19 protein-coding genes are annotated in these 19,217 nt (G+C 69.6%); 8 read left to right on the top strand and 11 right to left on the bottom strand.

Translation table 11 applies throughout. From position 1 onward, the window contains the following. Positions 1-17: 17 nt before the first annotated feature. Positions 18-2,423, bottom strand: a complete 2,406-nt coding sequence (locus AB0I10_RS03665) for a helix-turn-helix domain-containing protein (RefSeq protein ID WP_363150830.1) — start codon at positions 2,421-2,423, stop codon at positions 18-20. Positions 2,424-2,604: 181 nt separating this feature from the next. Between AB0I10_RS03665 and AB0I10_RS03660 the strand changes: the two genes are divergently transcribed. The 3 genes from AB0I10_RS03660 (at position 2,605) to AB0I10_RS03650 (ending at position 5,411) form a co-directional block, all read left to right on the top strand. Further along, on the top strand, positions 2,605-3,675 hold the full coding sequence (locus tag AB0I10_RS03660; protein ID WP_363150623.1) for a BTAD domain-containing putative transcriptional regulator: 1,071 nt from the start codon (positions 2,605-2,607) through the stop codon (positions 3,673-3,675). Next, entirely contained in the window at positions 3,672-4,394 is a 723-nt protein-coding gene (locus AB0I10_RS03655) for a DUF6585 family protein (RefSeq protein ID WP_363150621.1), read from the top strand. Before AB0I10_RS03660 ends, AB0I10_RS03655 begins: the two co-directional genes overlap by 4 nt. Positions 4,395-4,634: 240 nt before the next feature. After that, a complete protein-coding gene (locus AB0I10_RS03650) occupies positions 4,635-5,411 on the top strand; it encodes a PE-PPE domain-containing protein (RefSeq protein ID WP_363150620.1) in 777 nt (258 codons plus the stop codon). Between the two features lie 140 nt (positions 5,412-5,551). On the opposite strand, the gene AB0I10_RS03645 is transcribed toward AB0I10_RS03650, so the two are convergent. Together AB0I10_RS03645 and AB0I10_RS03640 are read right to left on the bottom strand one after the other, a co-directional pair. Then, a complete protein-coding gene (locus AB0I10_RS03645) occupies positions 5,552-6,199 on the bottom strand; it encodes a hypothetical protein (RefSeq protein WP_363150619.1) in 648 nt (215 codons plus the stop codon). 18 nt (positions 6,200-6,217) lie between these two features. After that, a complete protein-coding gene (locus tag AB0I10_RS03640) occupies positions 6,218-6,613 on the bottom strand; it encodes a hypothetical protein (protein WP_363150618.1) in 396 nt (131 codons plus the stop codon). 596 nt (positions 6,614-7,209) lie between these two features. Here AB0I10_RS03640 and AB0I10_RS03635 point away from each other — a divergent pair. After that, positions 7,210-7,734, top strand: coding sequence for a CHAP domain-containing protein (locus tag AB0I10_RS03635; RefSeq protein WP_363150617.1), 525 nt, complete (start codon positions 7,210-7,212; stop codon positions 7,732-7,734). Between the two features lie 184 nt (positions 7,735-7,918). Here AB0I10_RS03635 and AB0I10_RS03630 read toward each other — a convergent pair whose 3' ends face one another. Next, entirely contained in the window at positions 7,919-8,839 is a 921-nt protein-coding gene (locus tag AB0I10_RS03630; RefSeq protein WP_363150616.1) for an alpha/beta hydrolase, read from the bottom strand. Between the two features lie 78 nt (positions 8,840-8,917). Between AB0I10_RS03630 and AB0I10_RS03625 the strand changes: the two genes are divergently transcribed. Further along, positions 8,918-9,589 (top strand): TetR/AcrR family transcriptional regulator, encoded by a 672-nt coding sequence (locus AB0I10_RS03625; RefSeq protein WP_363150615.1) that lies wholly within the window; start codon positions 8,918-8,920, stop codon positions 9,587-9,589. Between the two features lie 981 nt (positions 9,590-10,570). Here the strand turns inward: AB0I10_RS03625 and AB0I10_RS03620 are convergent. Beyond that, positions 10,571-12,136 carry an alkaline phosphatase D family protein gene (locus AB0I10_RS03620; protein WP_363150614.1) on the bottom strand — a complete coding sequence of 522 codons (1,566 nt, stop codon included), beginning with the start codon at positions 12,134-12,136 and terminating at the stop codon, positions 10,571-10,573. Between the two features lie 374 nt (positions 12,137-12,510). On the opposite strand from AB0I10_RS03620, the gene AB0I10_RS03615 reads away from it, so the two are divergent. From AB0I10_RS03615 to AB0I10_RS03605, 3 genes are all read left to right on the top strand, one after another. Next, positions 12,511-13,137, top strand: a complete 627-nt coding sequence (locus AB0I10_RS03615; protein ID WP_363150613.1) for a hypothetical protein — start codon at positions 12,511-12,513, stop codon at positions 13,135-13,137. A gap of 495 nt (positions 13,138-13,632) precedes the next feature. After that, entirely contained in the window at positions 13,633-14,031 is a 399-nt protein-coding gene (locus tag AB0I10_RS03610) for a hypothetical protein (protein ID WP_363150612.1), read from the top strand. Between the two features lie 1,024 nt (positions 14,032-15,055). Then, positions 15,056-15,712 (top strand): TOPRIM nucleotidyl transferase/hydrolase domain-containing protein, encoded by a 657-nt coding sequence (locus AB0I10_RS03605; RefSeq protein WP_363150611.1) that lies wholly within the window; start codon positions 15,056-15,058, stop codon positions 15,710-15,712. A gap of 348 nt (positions 15,713-16,060) precedes the next feature. Here the strand turns inward: AB0I10_RS03605 and AB0I10_RS03600 are convergent, their stop codons facing one another. The 6 genes from AB0I10_RS03600 to AB0I10_RS03575 all read right to left on the bottom strand — a co-directional run bounded on the left by AB0I10_RS03600 (position 16,061) and on the right by AB0I10_RS03575 (position 19,180). After that, on the bottom strand, positions 16,061-16,453 hold the full coding sequence (locus AB0I10_RS03600) for a VOC family protein (protein WP_363150610.1): 393 nt from the start codon (positions 16,451-16,453) through the stop codon (positions 16,061-16,063). Further along, positions 16,450-16,752, bottom strand: coding sequence for a metalloregulator ArsR/SmtB family transcription factor (locus AB0I10_RS03595; protein WP_363150609.1), 303 nt, complete (start codon positions 16,750-16,752; stop codon positions 16,450-16,452). The genes AB0I10_RS03600 and AB0I10_RS03595 overlap by 4 nt, the downstream gene beginning before the upstream one ends. Before the next feature lie 21 nt (positions 16,753-16,773). Next, a complete protein-coding gene (locus AB0I10_RS03590; protein ID WP_363150608.1) occupies positions 16,774-17,022 on the bottom strand; it encodes a hypothetical protein in 249 nt (82 codons plus the stop codon). A 60-nt stretch (positions 17,023-17,082) separates the two neighbouring features. Beyond that, positions 17,083-17,451, bottom strand: coding sequence for an antibiotic biosynthesis monooxygenase family protein (locus AB0I10_RS03585; protein ID WP_363150607.1), 369 nt, complete (start codon positions 17,449-17,451; stop codon positions 17,083-17,085). Between the two features lie 62 nt (positions 17,452-17,513). Next, on the bottom strand, positions 17,514-17,669 hold the full coding sequence (locus AB0I10_RS03580) for a hypothetical protein (protein WP_363150606.1): 156 nt from the start codon (positions 17,667-17,669) through the stop codon (positions 17,514-17,516). A gap of 131 nt (positions 17,670-17,800) precedes the next feature. Continuing rightward, a complete protein-coding gene (locus AB0I10_RS03575; protein WP_363150605.1) occupies positions 17,801-19,180 on the bottom strand; it encodes an FAD-binding oxidoreductase in 1,380 nt (459 codons plus the stop codon). Positions 19,181-19,217: the final 37 nt, after the last annotated feature.

Below are 19,217 nucleotides of genomic sequence, written 5' to 3'. Positions count from 1 at the left end.
TCGGCATCGCCCGTGCCTCAGCGCGGCGGCACGGCGGGCGACGCTGCCGGCCCGCTTGTCGCCATGCGCCCCTGTCCGGTCGGCTGTTCCGGGACGCGGGGCGCCCGGTAGGCGCGGGCGAGGTGGTGCTGGAGGCGGGCGTGGCGGAACTGGTAGACCGCACCGGCCTGGCGGAGCACACCCCGCTGGTAGGCGTCTTCCAGGAAGGTGACGACGGTCCAGGGCAGCCGGCCGGTCAGCGGCAGCCAGATCCGGGCGAGGACCGCCCACTGGCCCCAGGCGGTCAGGCTGAGCGCGTAGCCGAGGGCGCCTCCGAGCCCGCTGATGACGCCGAGTTTGAGCGAGGCCGTGAGACTCCAGACGAGTGGGCCCAGGATCGCCGGCATGGGCCGGATCACCACCCCGGATCCAAAGCCGACCAGGAGTCCGAAGGCGGGGGCCCAGACGAGGAACTGGGTGGCGACCGTGCGGAAGTTCGTACGCAGCAGGCTGACCGGATTGACGGCGGATCGGATGTCGAGAGGGGTTTCGAGGAGAGTCAGGAGGCCGAAGGCGGGGCCGGCTCCCAGCGCGAACACAAGTCCGTAGATGATGCCGTCGTCGAGGCCGACGACCAGGTAGGTCGGGAGGCCGACGTGGAAGAGGACCCCGTTGAGCACGCCACGTGCGAAGCCGTAGCCGACACCGAAGACGAGCCCGCACAGCAACCCGATCCCCAGTCGGGAGAGGGCTCTCCGGCCGGCCTTCCTTTCCTTGCCGAATATCCGCATGTCCCTGCCGGACAGCCGCATGCGCACGCCGGATGGCTGCACCGGCGCGTCCTTGGCCGCCACCAGGAACCAGTACGCGATCCCGAACATGAGTCCGGAGAGGAGCCCTGCCACCATCCCGTCCGCGAGCTGGAATTCGAGGGAGTCGAACAGGGTGCCCACGACGCAGTCGACGAGCCCGATGGTCAGACCGATCACCAGCGCGGTCACCAGCGTGCGCGTGGCGCGACGAAGCCCACCGCCGAGCCGCCACCACTCCAGGTTGGGGGTGTCGAGCCGGGTCAGGTGGTGGGCGAGGTAGCCGAGCCAGTACTGGGCGCGTTCCGGGTCGTAGGTGCGACGCGGCCTGCTGCCCGGCCGGTGCTCGGGCCGAGGGCGGTAGACCGTGGCGATGAAGTTGTCGAGGAGGTGGTCCTCCAGCTTCTCAGCGCTGCCGAATCGCCTGGTGTCCAGGAGCGAGGCCGGGTCGTTGTCGGGGGTGTCGCTGTAGACGGCGCGGGCCAGCGTGACCATCAGCGGAGTGGTCAGCACCGCGGCGAGGTGGGCAGCGCCCTGGCTGTGCGGCCGCTCTCGCAGCTCGCGCAGCACCGGGTCCCAGGCGGTCTCCGCGGGGGACCCGCCGCGGGCCTTGCGCGTGGTGCGCGGCAGGTAGTCGGCCAGGTCGCCCAGGGTGAGGTCGGTCAGATCCACCGCGGCGGCGGAGGTGAGTACGTCGGTCTCCGCCACGGCCGCGGCGTACTCGGACGGACGGCTCGTCAGCAGCAGTGGCATTGTGGTGGCGTTGAGTGCCTCCAGCGCGGGACGGCGCAGACCGCCGGCGATCTCGTCGAAACCGTCCAGCACGGGCAGCACTCGGCCGGTCTCGACCAGTACGGCGGCCAGGCTCGACCCGCCGGGCCCCGGGACGGCGAGACCGGGGTGATCGCGCGTCAGTTGCGCGGTCAGCCAGTCCCGGAACGTGATGGCGGTGGGATCCCATGAGCCGATGCTGAAGATCACCGGTACGGCTTCGGTGCGGGCCCTCGACTTCAGGTGGTCGAGAACGAACCGCACGGCGAGAATCGTCTTCCCGGAGCCGGACCGGCCCAGCACCACCAGCCGCCCGGACGGGATCCGCCGGTACACGCCCACGATCTCGTCCAGTCGCCCACTCAGGTCCAGGGGACCGGGCGCGGCTCCGGCGGGCAGGCGGCGGATATTGGCCCAGTGGTCGATCAGCTCCTCGGGAACCGGTCGCCAGCGCACCGGCAGCGGGTAGGGATCGTGGACCTGCCGCTGCTCCTCCTCGCGCTGCCAGCGGGCAGCCGTCGCCTGTGCGAGCTCCTCGGCGACGTCGGCCAGGGTTTCGTGCAACACCGAGCCCGGTTGCCCCGGCGCCGGTTCGACACGGTCGGCTGAGTCGTCCGGCTTGTTCCCCTCCCCGTCGTCCGGCTGGTTCCCCTCCCCGGTCCGGCGGATGGCAGCCGCCAACAGCTCCTCGCGTTCCTCGGGGCTCAGCCCGAGGGCATCGGCCAGCAGCCGCACGGTGGTCACCCTGGGGTCGGCGCGCTCGCCGGTCTCCAACCCGCGGATGGTGCGCACGCCCACTCCTGCGCGCTCTGCCAGGGCCTCCTGAGTCATCTCCGCCTTGTGCCGCAGTTGCCGTAACAGCACGTTGAACTCACTGGTCACAGGTCATGGCCTTCCCCCGCCATATGGTCTTTCCCCAGGTGAGGGACTCTAGCGCGGCCACCGGCCGGATACGGCCGGTCCGCTGGCCTGTCCGTTGACCGGTGCCGGGGCCAGCGTCGACGGCATCCGCCAGACCGATCCGTCCGGAGCCCAGGGAGCCGCGATGCCGACGACCGCAACCACCGGCCAACCGACCGTCACCACGCTCACGCATCAGGAGCGCGAGGTGCTCTACGCGGTCGGCTGTGGCCTGAGGGACGCCGAGATCGCCTCCGCTCTCGCCATCCCCGAGGACGCGGTGGCCGGACACCTCGCGCAGGTCCTCGGCAAACTCGGGCTGCGCGACCGAGCCGCCGCCATCGTCCACGCCTTCGACTGCGGCCTCGTCGCCCCGAGCCACGGACCCCGCAGGCAGGCGGCGAGCCCGGTACCGCGGACCGTCGTCCGCCGGGCACGCGAACCGCAGTTGCGGATCTCCGTGCTCGGACCGCTGCAGGCATGGCTCGACGGACAGCCCGTGGACCTGGGGCACCTCCGTCAGCAAGCCGTGCTGGCAACGCTGGTGCTGTGTCCGGACCGGACGGTCAGCCAGCAGGAACTGCGCGACGGAGTGTGGGGGATGGAGCCACCGATGACGAACGTGGTGCCGGTGTACATCTACCGACTGCGCAGGATCCTGCGCACGGGGGACGGTCCGGACCCGGTGATCCAGAGAGACCGGTGTGGCTACCGGCTGACTCCCGGCTCGGTCGAGGTGGACGTGGCGCGCATGGAGGAACTGGTCACCGCGGCCGGGACGGCTGAGCGGGCCGGCGAACTGGCCGAGGCGGTCCGCATCTGCTCCCAGGCGCTGGACCTGTTCCGCGGGGAGCTCCTGCCCGGCCTGCCCGGGCCGTTCGCCGAGCTGGAGCGGCTGCGGCTCACCGAGCGCAGGATCGCCCTCGTGCAGCGGAAGCTGGACTGGCAGCTGCGGCTGGGCCGGCACGCCGAGGTGGTCGCCGAGCTGTGGGCCCTGGCCGCGGCGCAGCCCCTGAACGAACCGGTCGCCGCGATGCTCATGCGCGCGCTGTATCTCAGCGGCCGACAGGCCGACGCACTGACCGTGTTCGATCGCACCCGCCGCCGTCTGGCCGACGACCTGGGGGTGTTTCCGGGCCACATGCTGCGGCGGACGCACCAGATGATCCTGCGCGGGCACGACGCCGGGCTCGGCCTCGCCCGCACCAGGCCGTGACCCGACCGACGCCGCGCTCCCGCGGTGAGGAACTGCTGCTGGCGAGGATCTCCGCAGCGGCCGGCCGCGAGCACATCGGCAAGCGACGTGCCACCTACGTGGGTGCCGCGCACACACCCCACGGACATGCCGTGCCGGTCCGGTGGCTCCGGGGCCTGCTGGCCTTCGCGCGGTACGGCCGGCCTTCCGCGACGAGGACGGGCGCGGACGCACGACTGGACCTGTACGAGCACGGGCTGACGGTTGCCGTCGACGGGCGGATCCACGTGGTCCGCTACGACACCACCTCGGTGTTGCAGAAGAGCACCCGGCACCCGCACGACTCGGCCGCCCGCGTCCTGCGCACCACTCTCACCTACGCGCTCACCGACGTCGAAGGGGAGCGGGTCGTGTTGCTCGGCAGGCCGGAGGACAGCGGCGTGGCGGAATGGGGGCCCGCGATCCAGCGGGCCGTCGCCCATGCCCAACTGCCCCGGGCACTGGCCGCACTCGGAAGGGGCGAGCGACTGGCCTTCGGGGAGGTCTGGCTGACGAGGGAGCAGGTCGGGTCGGGAGCGGTGTCCGCGCGGTGGCCGCAGGTGCGGCAGATCGACATCACGAAGGGAGCCATCAGGCTCAACACCGACGGCAATTGGCACAGCCTCATGCCAACGACGTCCACTGTCCCGAATCTCTTCCTCTTCTGCGCACTCGTTGAACGCCTTCGAAGCACTCGTTGAACGCCTTCGAACCGACGGCATGCGTCCATGACGATGCGCCGGTCCTGAGGGGCTGCCACGGCGACGAGGCACGGGCCCGATGGGCGATGTCCGACTCCCGACTCCGCCTCCGCCTCCGCCTCCGGATACGGCGCCGTCAGCGCACTCATCGTTATTTCATCGCCATTCCAACGGTCGTGGCTAACGTCTGAGCCGAGCACAGCAGTTGTATGCCGTCCCAGCTGGAGGAGAAGCAGAGCGATGACCCTGGCCCGCAGATGGAAGAAAGCGATCGGCGCTGCCGGTGCGACGGCAACCGTGGTGGCGATCACTGCCGTCGCACCCACCGTTGCCCACGCCGATACGGTGCACCACTACTACTTGGAGGTCGGGGGCACGGGCTCGGCAGCGGACGCACCCGACTGCACCAGCACCTACGCCATCGCCAACAAGCACCTCAACGGTGGAATCCCGGTGCCGGTCTGCTATCCGGCGAGCGCCGGACCCTGGCTCAACGGCCACAACGTTCCGGACGTCAACGCCCCGAGCTTCGACGCCAGTGTGCGCGAGGGGTACCGCAATCTGCTGGCCACCGCCGAGGACACCTACCGCCGCGATCCGGGCGCCCGCTTCACGATCGTCGGCTACTCCCAAGGCGCGCAAGTGGCCGACCAGGTGCTCCAGACGATAGCCAAGGGCGGTACTGACATACCCCGCTCGCAGGTGAACGGCATGCTGTATTCCGACCCCATGCAGCCCGACACGGGCATCTGGGCCCGGGTTCCGCAGGGTTGGAGCGCCTTGGGATTCACTTCTACCGGTGCCGGCCCGGCGAAGTTCGACGGCGTCCCGGTACAACGGTTCTGCATCCGCACCGACCTTGCGTGCGACGCCACCTCGCTCCAGTCCGTCCCCGGTTTCCTGAACCAGCACCCCAAGTACTGGCAGGACGGCAACGTCATGGCGCAGACCATCGGCCACGACGGCGGTGACGGAGTCGTCTGGTACGAGCCTGACGGGCGCGTCAAGTCCTCGTAACCGGATATGCGGGGTAGCGGTAACGGTCCGACCGGCGCAGCCTGGTCGGACCGTTACCGTGGGGCACGTCCGCTCGGGGACGTGCGCGTCCTACGGGGTGGGCGCTGCCCCCTCTTCCGTGATGCCGCTCGCTCATGGCGCTACGCGAGCGTCGTTTCGGCGCGGGCGGCGAAGTCCAGCACGGTGTGGGCACCGAGGGACCAGGCCCGGAGGGTGGGGCGGTGCAGGGTCTGGACGAACAGAACCGAACCGTGCGGGCGCGGATCGATCGTCAGTCGGCATGCCACCTGCCAGGCGTGCTGCCGGTCGGGCCCGGCCGTGCCGGGCGTCAGTGCACGGCCCAGGTCGAGCAGTTGGGCATCCCGGTTCAGGCAGTCCGTGATCGCGGCGTCTCCGTCGAAGCGTGCGGGGACGGAGCCACGGGTTGCGCCGAGACCGAGTTCGATGCGGGAGGGAACCCGCGGTGCCAGGGGCACCGCGTAGTGGAGGTGGCCCAGTCCGAGGCTTCGTCGGATCCCCGAGCGCCCGCCCATGACCGAGGCACGCAGTTCGAAGGCCCTGGGTGTGGAGGCGTCGACGTAGATGCAGCAGCGTGTCGGCGCGGGCATTCCGCTGAATCGCTCGCGTGGCGGTAGCAGGCTGCCGGCGGGTACACCGGTGCTCTCAGCCGGCAGGGTCACGGCCAACGGCGGCTCTGCGAGGCCGAGTTCGTCCCCCAGGGCGGCGGCCATGTCGGCGGCAACCTTCTCCGGGTATGCGTTGCGGCCGGTCCAGATGGCGGCGGGCATTGCGGTCCCCTCGCTCGGTCAAGAAAGTCCGGCGGCTTCCTGGCGGACCTGCGCCGCTTGGTCCCCCTGCCCCATGGCGGCCAGCAGTTCACTCAGACGCTCCAGTGCCGCCCGCCGTTCGGCGTGGAAGCGCCCTGGCCGGACCCGGGTGAGCTCATGCCAGAGAGCGGCGGCCTCCCTGGCCTGCGCCAGCGCTTCCGCCTGCCGGCCCTGAGCGGCCAGCTCATCGCGGGTGTCGTCCAACTGCCGGGCCTGACGCAGCAGCGTCTGGCTGCGATCTTCCACCGGAGCCGGCGCGGCGGCCTCCTCCCGGGCGACCCGCCGCCTGCGTGCGGCGAGGCTCAGAGCTCCCACCAGGGCAATCAGCAGGCCGGTGAGGGCCGCAGAAACCAGCTTGTGCAACAGATCATCCATCGGGGTCCCCGTTCGTTCACTGAGTTCGCGCACCTACGGATACGCGTCAAGGACACGGATGCGCGAGTGGCTGTTCGGCACGTTGCCTGCCAACCATCACGGGAGGCTCTGAAATGCCGATGAAATCTCGATGTGGGCGGGACCGGAGGCTTCCGTGATGGACGGGGGGGGCTCCCAACGGCTACGGCAAGAGCCTGCGCGGCGGGCTGCTGCTGTGCGGGCGGCCCGGGAGGCGATTCTCCGCTATCGCCTGCCCTGCAGGCCGCCGACGAGCGAGCCTTGCGCTTCAACCGGGCACCCCACACCCCGCACTCCGCACTCCGGGCCGGCGGACCCAGCAGGAGTAACGGCTGCACCGTTTCACGGCGCCTTCATCGGGTGTTTCTAACGTCCTGACTGACGTGGTCGCGGCGCGCAAGTACTGAGACGCGCGCTGCCATCGGGAGCCGGGACGAGCTGGCCGAGCGGAGGCTCTGGAGCAGGCCCGGCCGGCGGCCGATCACTGGCGCCAACTCACCGCGGCCACGTCCGATCCCGCTGAAACAGAGAGGAAAATCATGGCATCCCGGAAGACGCGTAGCACCATCGTCAGGGGCATGGTGGTAGCAGCCCTGGCGATACCGTCCCTCATGCTGGCCGCAGGCACAGCGTCGGCCACGACCGACGACATCGTCACGATCGCGAACGCCAATCTCGACCATCACGCCTGTGACACCAACAGCGCGGGCGAGCAGGGGTACAACTCCAGCTGCACGGGCGCAGATGGCTCGCCGGAAAACTGGTGCGCCGACTTCGCGGCATGGGTCTGGGCGCAGGCGGGCTACAACGCCAACGGACTGACCCCGGCGGCCGGCAGCTTCGGACAGTACGGCGCAGGACTGCATCCGGACCCCCAGGTCGGTGACGCGGTCGTCTTCAACTACGACGGCAACGGCTACGCCGATCACGTTGCCATCGTCACGGCGGTCAATCCCGACGGGACCATCGAGAGCATCGGTGGCAACGAGGTCACCAACGATCCTTCGACCTCCTCCGCCCACCGCGACCAATACCCCGGCGCGGTGGGTGACAGCCCATATTGGGGCATGCAGATCAGCGGCTACGTCTCTCCGACCAACTAGCCTCGATGTTTCGTGACGGTTCGCCGGTTCGTCCGGCGAACCGTCAGGCGGCCGGAGACGTGGTCCAGCGCGGCGAGCAGGTGGATTCTTCGGCCCTTGGCCTGGGCGGCGCCGCGGAGGCTTTGCCGTCGACCGCCACCCCTCGCAGTGCATGCGCGGACTCGCTGCGCCGGTCGGCCGCCGGTCACCCATGTGCGAGCCCGGTGGTGGGTGGTTGCTCATCAGCGCGGTCGGCGAGCGTGCGCAGTTCGTCGGCATAAGTGGCCCAGGCGTCCCGGGCAAGGAAGTGGCCGACGCCGGGCAGGGTGCGCAGGCGGGCGTCGGGGATGGCATCGGCGATGTCGCGCGCGGCCGCGACGCGCAGCAGCGGGTCGCCCTCGCCGTGCAGCACCAGGGTCGGCGCGGCGATCCGGGCGAGCGGGCCGCCGTGCCATTTCGCGCCGATCTGGCGGCTCTGCGCCTTCTGATCGCGGAAGCCGGCGACGCGGTGCGCGGCTTCCTTGTCCACGAACGCGCGCACGTCGTCCTCGTCGAGGTGTTGGCCGGGCGCGGCCAGGATCCGGGCGACGGCCACGGCGAGGGCCAGGTTGCCCTGCGGGGTCTCGGGGTAGCGCAGCCGGGCGAAGCGGACTGGCGGCGCCGGGCGCAGGTAGCGCAGGACGCTCAGGCCGGTGGCGTCACTGGGCACGGCCGAGGAGGTGGCCAGGCTGAGCAGGCGCTTCGGGTGGCGGATCGCGGTGCGTTGCGCCACGAGCCCGCCCATGGAGTGGCCGAAGAGGTGGGCGCGTTCCCAGCCGAGGGCGTCGAGAACGGCGACCGCATCGTCGGTCAGGTCTTCGGCGCTGTAGGCGGGGGCCGCGCGGCGCAGCAGGGCTTTGATCGGCGGGCCGACACGCCGGTCAGGCAGGTGCGTGGACTGGCCGGCGTCGCGCTGGTCGTAGGCCACCACGTGGAAGCCGCGGCGCAGCAGCTCGCCGACCAGCCCGTCCGGCCACCAAAACCGCGAGGTCCCCAGCCCCATGACCAGCAGCAACGGGTCGCCGCCGCTGCCTCCGAGGTCCTCGAAGGCGATCTGTGTCCCGCCGTTGTGTGCGAAACGCGGCATCGCGACTCCCCTCTTCGAAAACAGTGTTCGCGAACACCGTATGCGAAGGCTAAGCTGACAGCAACGCAGGAGGTAGCAATGGCAGGAGAACCAAAACCGGTGATCTGGATGCGGCCGGAACAGGCACCGGTCGGACGCCCAGCCGAGCGCAGCCGCGCCGAGATCACCGCTGTCTCAGTGGAACTGGCCGACCGCGAGGGCCTGGAGGCCGTCTCCATGCGCCGCGTCGCCGCAGCGCTCGGCACCGGCGCCGCCTCGCTCTACCGTTACGTGGCTACCCGCGACGACCTGCTCGACCTGATGACCGACAGCACCGCAGGCGAATACGACCTGCCCGCCCCGAGCGGCAACTGGCAGGCCGACCTACTCGAAATCGCCCATCAGGCCCGGAAGATCATGCAACGCCACCCCTGGCTGCCGCCTCTGGTCATCACCCGCCCCACCCTCGGCCCGCACGCGATCGACTTGCTCGAGCACGTACTCGACGTACTCGCCGACCACCCGGCCGACCCAGCCCGCAAACTCGAGGCCTTCGCCCTGCTGAACGCCCTGACCGCGCTGTTCGTCCAGAACGAACAGGCCACCGCACGCCCCGACGCCCAGCGTCAGTTCGCGCACCTGCACCACGTGGCCGCCGACGGCAGCCACCCCCGCATCGCCGCCCTGCTCGCCGCCACCTCACCTGAAAGCAACTCCCGCGGCCCCCTCGCCACCGTAGTCATCCGCACCCTGACCGGCGTGCTGGGCTGACTTCGTCACACCCCATACACGTCTGAACGGCGCTCCCGAGCCCGCTCACACCAACAGGAGTGCATTCCACACCGACTGCGCGTAGGCCACACCCGGCGCACGAGTGAGCTCTGCGCACAGACGCCGCCCCGCAGCCTCCACCGACGGATCGGTAACCGGAGCCGAAGCCCGTGCCACCAACAGAAGTTGGGCACTCCCAGCCCCGAATCGCCGGCTGAGCACACGCTCGGCACGCGAAGACTCCGCAGCGGGGCTGCCGTAGCCCCCACTGGACAGCTGGTCGGTCACACCCCAGCCGAGGGCGGCACAGCACACGAGGACAACGGCCCCCAACACAATGACCGTGCGACGGTGGCGCTGGATCCGCACACTGAACCATCTGGCGCGACTGCCACGACTGCCTCGACTCAGAGTGTCGGCGCGCCGTCCCATGCCGCCACACCTCGCTCCGCTGAACCTGTTCCGTCCACCGCTCCCCCGTCCCGACAACGGGAATGCGGCAGAAAACGTCGGCGCTTTTGGCGTGTATCGCAGCGGCACTTGTCGAGCAGGGGGCCACCGCCCCTTCAGTCTGTGCCGGATCCTCGACCATGTCGTCCGCCGCCAGAGGGCGCATTGTGGGAGATACGGGCGCACTGCAGGTGCATGGCCCCGCCTTGGTCCTGCATTGGTCCTGCATGGTCCTGCAATGCGGGCTCGGATGGTCGAGCTGAGCCGGACCGGAGAGCGCGTGCCGGCGATCGCGGCGGAGCTACGGCACCATCACCCTGGCCGGCACCGCACAGGCCCTGTTCGGGAGAACGGGTTGTACGACATCGGCGACGTGAGTGTCTTCCTTGGCCTGGACGTCGGCAAGACGGCTCACCACTGGCACAGGCTCACCCCGGCCGGCAAGAAGGTCTTCGACAAGCAGCTGCGGCGGGGACGCGATGGAACCACACGCGGGTGTGACACACACCGCGTCCCCGGTCCCTGTTGCCGTCAGTCCCTCCGGTACTGCGCCGGGGAGTTCTTCGTCGCCTCGTCCTCGTACGCGCCCGCCCGGCCCCGGTCCACGTGGAAGCGGGTCAGGGTGGTGACCGGGGAAGCCGGGTCGCGGCGGTCGCCGACCACCCGCAGGTGCGTGGTCCAGCGCTCCGGGGTGACCTCGTAGACGTCGTAGCCGTAGCGGTTGCCCTCGAAGTACTGCAGGTGCGGGTTGGCCCGGCCCATCAGGGGGCCGTTGGCGCCGTTCCAGTCGGCCGAGTACGCACCGGAGGTGATGGAGTGTGCGGTGAACTCCGTACCGATGACCGGCGCGTCCGGGTTGTTGAAGTCCGGTCGTATGTCGTCGACGAAGGCGGAGTGCCAGTCGCCGGTGATGACGATCAGGTCCTCCAGGCCGCTGCGCTGCACCTGGCCGAGCACATCCGTGCGTTCCGTCAGGAAGCCGTCCCACTGGTCGGTGAACATATAGCCGCCGCCCGGCTTACCGCGCAGCTGGCTGAGCATGATCGAGTTGACCCAGCAGTGCCAGGCGTCCGGTGCCCGGTCGATGCCCTGGCCGAGCCAGGCCCGCTGCTCGGCGCCGAGGATGGTGCCGTCCGGCAGATTCTGCTCGGACCGGAACTGCCGCAGGTCGAGCACGGTCAGCTCCAGCAGGTCACCCCAGTGGCGCACCCGGTGGATGCGCGGTTCGGCGGGCAGCGCGGTCCCGTGGGCGCCGGCCGAGGGGTCGCGGTGGGGCATGTGCTCGTACCACGCCTGATACGCGGCGGAGCGCCGCTTGACGAAGGAGCCGCCGCGGGTGCCGCTGTAGTCGTTGACGACCTCGTGGTCGTCCCAGGTCAGGAACCAGGGGTGGGCGGCGTGCGCCTCACGCAGGGCCGGGTCGCTCTTGTAGAGGGCGTGGCGGCGCCGGTACTCGGGGAGGGTGAAGACCTCGGGGCCCTCGTGGTCGCGGAGCGCCTGGCCGCCGACCTGCCCGTGCTCGTAGATGTAGTCACCGAGGTGGACGACGAAGGCGATGTCCTCGCGGGCGATACCCCGGTAGGCCGGGTAGTAACCGTCGTGGAAAGCCTGGCAGTTGGCGGAGGCGAAGCGGACCCGTGCGATCCGTCCCGCCGGGGCGGTGCGGGTGCGGCCGACCCGGCTCCGCTTGCCCAACGCCCGGAAGGCGTACCAGTAGCGGCGGTCCGGATCCAGTCCTGAGACGGTCACATGGACGCTGTGGCCGAGGGCGGCGGTGGCGGGTACGGTGCCGCGCGCGACCACCTGCCGCAGCTCGCGGTCGCGGGCCACCACCCAGGTGACGTCTACGGAGTCGGGCAGCGACTGCTCGACGGCGAGGGGTTCGGGAGCCAGCCGGGTCCACAGCACGACACTGTCGGGCAGCGGGTCACCGGAGGCCACGCCGAGGGTGAAGGGCGCGGCGTCCCAGGAGGCGCCGAGCCGTTCGGCGGCCTCCTGCGCCTGGGCGGGGCTGAGCCCGGCGCTGAGCGGCCACAGGACGTTCAACGCCCCGGCACCCGCTGCGGCTTTGAGCAGATTACGGCGATCCAGGCTCATACGGTGATCCTTGTCTGGTGGGGACAGGGGATGTCGGCCGTGCCGTCGGCAGGCGTTGCGTATGGCATCAGACCCGGCTGAATGCGGGGCGTACGGTACGTGGCGGCAGGCCGAAGGCGCTACGGCCCGGTGTCCGTACCGTCTTGCGGTGGCTGTGACCGTTGGCCGTGGGGGGGGACGAGAGGTCCGAGTTGAACCATTCACCGACCAGCCCTGAATTACCGACGAAATTGAGCTCTCCCAACTAGCAGTCGATCCGGGTGCAGCGGCCGGTGTCGGCTTCGCGGTGAGGGACTGTCAGTGGGGCGCCCTACGCTCCTGCTGTGAATTTCTTCCATAACCCAAACAGCCATCCCGACCGCAATCCTGACAACATGTCAGAGCTTGTCTATCTCCGGCTGATAGCCGATGACATGCTGCCGCCGGAGATCGTCGACGCCTACGAGTACGCGCGGCCCGTGGCGGAAGGTCTCGTCGAGGCCCTCTCCCTCGACCTGGGCGACGCCGTCAGCATGCTCAGGGACTGTGACGTGGCGCAGTACGGCGGGCTGGAAAAGCTGCGGGCGGCCGGACGGGCCAACCTCCTGAAGGATCCGTTCGAGTACGACACGGTCGAGCTCGATGACGGCACGGTCCTCCACCTCGTCGCCGGCGACTCCCACTACGTGGGGAGCCAGGTGCTGATACTCGACGAGGTTATGCGGACCACGCACGGACACCCGCCGCCCGAAGGCGTGCTGGTCGCCGTCCCCGGCCGGCACCACTTCGCCTTCCACCCGATCATGGACCACCATGCGGGCACGGCCGTCAAAGCCCTGGCTTCCTTCGGCCTCGAATCGTACGAAAACGACGCCAACGAAGGGAACGGCCCCATCTCCCCACACCTGTACTGGTGGCGTGACGGAACCCTGACCTCGCTGACCGCCTTCGACAACGGAGACGGCACGCTCACGATCGAGCTGCCGGGGGAGCTAGAGCCGATCATAGGCCCGCCGGCCTAGCGGCGCGGCCGCCGGGGGTCGGCGCGCCTGCCCCCGGCCTCTTCGGCATACAGCTCGAACCACAGCGACCCAGACCTGTTTTCTCCCATCGATGGGGACACTGCCGCGCATCGCCGTGCCGACCGCCGCGGAATCCCCGCGATATCGAGGACGGGGATGAAATGGGCACTGTCGGCGGCCTGCCCGGCGGTCAGGACAAGCGCCATCGGGGTCGGCAGCTCCATCTTCACCGGCGTCGATCACGGATTCACTAGCGGTGAATTCTGGCACCGCGGCCGGTACCGTAGTCGGCTTCGTCGGTGGCAAGTTCAAGGACGCCGTTTCGAAAGGTGGCAATCTAGTAAAGTCGGGAGCCACGAAGACTAAGGAGGTCTTCGGCGACGCCGCCGGTTCGATTTACTCGGGCATCACTGACCTGTTCGGTTAACTGCCCGTTGTGCATAGCTGAGCTGTGGGGCCCGCTTTGCGGGCCCCACAGTGATAAGGGAGAGAACGTTGCACGCCCCTCACATCTCTGAAAGTGTCTGGTGGATCATCGCCGTCATCACGACGGTCCTCTTCCTCGTCGTCTGGCTGCCCATGATGCCAACACCCCGGTCCAGGAACCAGATCGCTCTTGTCCCCCTCGTCGGGATAGGTTTCCTGACGGCGCTCGGGAAGCTGCGAGGGCACGGTCTCGGAGAACTTCTCGCTATCTATTCCACCGTGGTCCTCGCGCTGATTCTCGGCGCCATAGGGCGTCGCGCAGACATGCGAATAGCGGTGCAGCAGGGTGAGGACCCGCTGGGCACGTCGGCCAGCAAGGCGGCCCCGGCGAACAAGAGGCTGACGGTGCAACTGTCTGCCGCGTTCGCCGTGGCGTTCGCGCTGTGGGCGTGGCTCACCTGGAGCTAGTTTGCCCTGGGGTTAGTTAGCCCTGCGCTTTAGTGGTTGCCCTGCACTCCTCTGCAGGCACCTGGTGGATCATTGCCGCCGCCGCAACAGGCATACTCATCGCGGTCTGCCTTCCCATGATTCCGAAGCGTGACTACGAGGTCCGAACGGCTCTTACCCATCCCGTCTCGGTGGCACGTCTGATGATTGCCGAATTACTCACGAGGTACGGGATGAAAGACCTGCTCCGTACGCATACCAAAGGTGTTCTCGTATTCCCTTGGCCGGAAAGACCCCGCTCAAGAACGCGGCGAAGGGTTTCGAAGAGCCAAATTCCGGAAGAAGGCTCTGGAGAAGGCGCGGGTCGGCCATCGCCTCTCCCACTTGTCCGGGCCGTATTGCGGTTTCCAGGTGGCGGGATGTCTGCGTAACGCCGAACTCATGCTGTGCGCCTTCCTGTTGGTCAGCTTCGTGAGTGATGCGCGGTCGGGCGGTCGCGAGGTCGATGGAGTGGAACCAGCCCGTTGCGCTCCCCGAGGCTCGGCAGAGCGCCACAGCCGCCAACTGCGCCGGACTCAAGGTCTGCGCCGGACCGCCGCACGTCCTGACTGAACCACCCATCCGCAAGCGCCACACCACGCGCCAGCACGTGCAACTGGTCATGCGCGAGGGCCTGGAGTGCCGTGTGGGATCTCAAGTCGCGCGTCATTCCTCGCTGCTGTGACCTGTGGCTCCCCGGCATGTCTCACCCTGGCCGCCGAGATCCCTGTCTCACGTGAACGGCCTTTTCCTCTAACGACGTTGGGTTGGTGCGGCTGGAGTCTTTGCTCACGCGGTGTTCCTGGTGAGGCTTGGCCAGGCGGTCTGGCGCAGGAGGCGCAGTCCGTTGAGGCCGACGATGGCGGTGGAGCCTTCGTGTCCGGCGACGCCGAGGGGGGAGCGGGAGGGTGCCGCCTCCTCCGTCTTGTTGAGTCACTGCCCCCGGAAAACGTGCGTGCGTACGAGATCTCAGCCGTGCCAGGATGGCGTCGGGAAGCGAGGTTTCGTGGACGAGTTGAGGCGATTCCGCCTGGCGGTGGCCGCGTGGGCGGCCGGCGGAGCGGGAGCGGGTGCGGCCGCCGCGGTGGCGCGGGAGCTGGCCGGCGGCGGTGTGCGGACGATCGTGCTCGTCGAGGGGAGCAGTGATCAGGTCGCGCTCGAAGCGCTGGCCACGCGCTACGGCCGCGACCTCGGTGCGGAGGGCGTCGCGGTGGTACCGCTCGGAGGTGCGACGAGCATCGGGCGTTTCCTGGACGTGTGTGGTCCTCCGGGGCTCGGCCTCCCGCTGGCCGGTCTCTGCGACATCGGCGAGGAGCGTCATTTCCGGCGCCATCTGGAGCGGGTCGGGCTCGGGTCCGGACTCACGCACACCAGACTGGAGACGCTTGGGTTCCACGTGTGCGTCGCCGACCTGGAGGACGAGCTGATCCGCGCTCTCGGGGCCGAGGGCGTGCAGCAGGTGATCGAGGACCAGGGCGAGATGCGCCCCTTCCATACCTTCCAGGGCCAGCCGGCACAGCGGGAACGGCCCGTGGAGCACCAGCTGCGGCGCTTCATGGGCACGCACAGCGGTCGCAAGGCGCTCTACGCGCAGGCGCTGGTCGCGCACCTGGACCTCAAGCGCGTTCCCCGGCCGCTGGAGCGTCTCCTCACGCACGTCTGACACGGCCGACGCCATCGCCGTCGCCGTGCCTGGGTGGACTGGACTGTCTGAGGCAAGGCGTCACGGTCCGGGATGACCCGACTGACGCTGAGCTGTCCTTCGGAAGCGAAGTTAGTCGTGTGCAGCGTGCCGAACTGGCCGCCAGCGATTACTGTGTGTCACGACCGTAAGGCTCGAATCGCGCGTCGCGTGGCTCGGCCGTTGACGTGAGGTGGGAGCTGACGTCGCGCATGACGGTGTTGAGGGCGCCGGGGTGGAGCCGGTCTGGCGCCTGGGCCACTCGAAGGCGGTGCGCAGGTCGCCGTCCTCAAGCCTCGCCGTGGCTGAGCCCCGCACGCGGCCGACCGGCTACTGCGGCTGTGTCGCGATCTGGATCAGGTTGCCGCAGGTGTCGTCGAAGACGGCGGTGGTGACGGGTCCCATCTCCAGGGGCTCTTGGGTGAAGCGGACGCCGAGGCCGCGCAGGCGCTCGTACTCCGCCTTCACGTCGTCGACGGCGAACTGGGCGAGCGGGATGCCGTCCTTGACGAGCGCGTCGCGGTAGGGCTTGACGGCCGGGTGGCCGGCGGGCTCCAGGAGGAGTTCGGTGCCGCCGGGCTCGTCGGGCGAGACGACGGTCAGCCACCGGTCCTTCTCACCCACCGGGACGTCGTGCTTCTTCACGAAGCCGAGGATCTCGGTGTAGAAGTGCAGGGCCTTGGCCTGGTCGTCGACGAAGACGCTGGTCAGATGGATCTTCATGGGGTGCTCTCCTCTGGTCCGGATGTGTCGGGCAAGGGCCATCGCTCGGTGATCTGCCGCAGCGGGGCGGTGTTCAGGTCGTGGAACTTGTAGCGGCCCTCCCGCCTGGTCTCGACGAGCCCGGCGGCCTCCAGCACGGCGAGGTGCTGGGAGACCCCCTGGCGCGAGATGCCGAGCCGATGCTTCATGCTCAGTCGCGAGCAGATCTCGAACAGTGTCTGTCCGGACTTCTCCGCGAGCTCGTCGAGGATGGTGCGGCGGGTGGGGTCGGCCAAGGCTTTGAAGAGGTCGGCGGCCACGACCTCAGGATAGGCAACTGCTCACTTGCCTATCAAGTCGAGGTGCGCCACGTCCCGAGTCGGCCCGCCGTCGGCGGACCCAGGCCCGCGGGCAGTGAGGGCGCGCGCCCGCTCGCGCTGGGCCGGCGAGTGCTGTCGCGGGTCGAACTCCGGCCGCGGCTTCGTCCCGCCCGGCGCATCCGGTGGCAGACCGTGCAGGACCTCCAGGATGCGCCCCCACCAGCAGGCCTGTTCCGCAGCCGGCTCAGGAAACTCCGCGATCCGGGCCATCGACCGCCCCACCCGGCGGCCGACACGGCGGGCGGCCGACACGGCGGGCGGTCGGCGTGACTACCTCGGCTCCGCTGCTACTGCGGAGAACTCGGCGGCGACGTCGTACAGTCCCGGGTTTGACGTGATCGGCGTCTGCGGGTCCTCGCGCGCGGCTCGGGTGCGCTCGCGAAACTCGGTGTCCGCAGTGGCGGCCTCCCACGCCTCCCGGCTTTCCCAGTGGGAGACGTTGACGAGCTGGAACCGGGTCTCCGACGAACGGGCCCGGTGCAGCCGGGAGTCGAGAAACCCGGACTTGGTGCTCATGAGTGCAGCGCGTTGCTCCCACTGTGCGACGAACGCATCGAGCTGTTCAGAGGCTACTTCGAAGATGTTGATGAACGTGACGGACGAGCCCGGTGCGTTCACCGGCTGGCTGTCTATGGTCATGCGGGACTCCAAGAATGGATGGCGCCGCCCGGCGCGCTTGGCGCGGGCTTGGTAGCGGTGGGTCAGGTTCTGCCGCGCAGTGCGGCGAGTTGCAGGATGGCGAACACCGAGACGGGGATGGCCTGCAGGACGGTCCACACCGCGCCAACGGCGTTGGTGTCCCACCAGTTGAGGACGAGGGAGGCGACGCTCGCCGCCACCCACGCGACCCCGATCACGACGACGAGCCGCACTGATGCGGCCGGCGGATGTGCACGGCCGGCCAGCCGAGCGACGCGCCGGCAGGTGGGGATCGGTCGGGGCGACATCCGCGGACGACGGTGTCATGGAGGCCTCCAAGGAGTCGACGTCACCGACTGGTGCGCGGCGGGATGTTGTAGTTGATGCGGAAGATGTTCTGGGGGTCGTATTCGGCCTTCAGCGCGGTCAGCCGCCTGTGGTCGTCCGTGGTGTAGGCGGTGCGGATCCGTTCCTGATCGGCGGTGTCGCCGTGGCCCATGAAGTTGAGGAACCGGCCGCTGGTCCAGGGCTCCAGGTCCTTGAACACGCGCTCCAGGAACGCGTGCGCGTCGGCGGCGGAGACGCCGGTCAAGGGGGTGAGGACCGCCAGCATGAAGCGCGCGTCGCGATGGCCGACGGCGTTCGGGTGCTCGGGTCGGCGGCCCAACGCACCGCCCAGGTGGCGCAGTTCCACAATGGCCGGCAGCGACGTGCCGGGGCCGGTGTGCTTGAGGAGCGTACGGACCGTGTCGCCGTCCAGGTCCGCCAGGAAGGCGTCGTCGGCAGCCCACGGCATGGGGACCGGGGGGTCGTCGTGGATGTCGGCGCTCTGCTCGTAGGGCATGTCGCGCAGGCTCTCCAGCAGCCGGGGACCGGCCTGGCGGAGCGGTTCGACCATCCGCTCGCCGGCCTCGGGGGAGCCGGTGAAGGCGATCCGCACATGGCAGACGTGGCGTCCGCGCATCGGCTCGGGCACCTGCGGGTCGTCCGGGAAGGGAATCAGTGCCACCGACGAGTTCATCTCATCGGGCACAGTGGCGGTCCACTGCCGGTACGCCTCCAGGATCCCGGGGGTCTCCTCGACGTCGAAGAAGAGCCCGCCGCCGTACAGACGGGCCACCGGGACCAGGCCGAACTCCATGCCGGTGACGATGCCGAAGTTGTCCCGCCCACCCAGCAGCGCCCAGTACAACTCCGGCTCGGCGTCCGGGGTGACGTGGCGCAGCCGCCCGTCGGCGGTCACCACGTCCATGGCCAGCACCCGGTCGGCCGCCCAGCCGTGGCTGCGTCCGAGCAGCGCGAGCCCTCCGCCCAGGGTGTAGGAGACGACGCCCACGTGCGGGGCGGAGCCGTTCAGCGGCGCCAGGCCGTGCCGCGCCGCCTCGGGTATCACCTGCTCGAAACGGGCGCCGGCTGCGACGTGCGCGCTGCGGGTCTTGGGGTCGACGCGGACAGCGTCCATGCGCCGGGTGGTGACCAGCAGTCCGCCCTCGGCGGCCACCGAGAAGCCGTGCCCGGTGTTCTGTACGGCCACCGGCAGGCCGTGCGCCGCGGCGAAGGCAACGGCCGCCGCCACGTCCTCGGCCCGCGCGGCGCCGACGATCACCTCCGGACGGTGCCGCACGGCAAGGTTGAAGCCCGTCCGCTCCTCGTCGAAGCCCTCCTGGCCGGGCAACAGCACGGGCCCCTCTACACGGGCGGCCAGGGTCTCGATGTCGTGACGCTCCACAGTCCTGCTCCTTCGTCGGTGCCAACGGGAGCGATCT

Origin of the sequence: Streptomyces sp. NPDC050636, assembly GCF_040654775.1 — a bacterium.
In the GTDB taxonomy this organism is placed as follows: Bacteria; Actinomycetota; Actinomycetes; order Streptomycetales; family Streptomycetaceae; genus Streptomyces.
The sequence above is the reverse complement of the archived record's forward strand: the minus strand, read 5'-3'. Positions and strand labels throughout refer to the sequence as shown.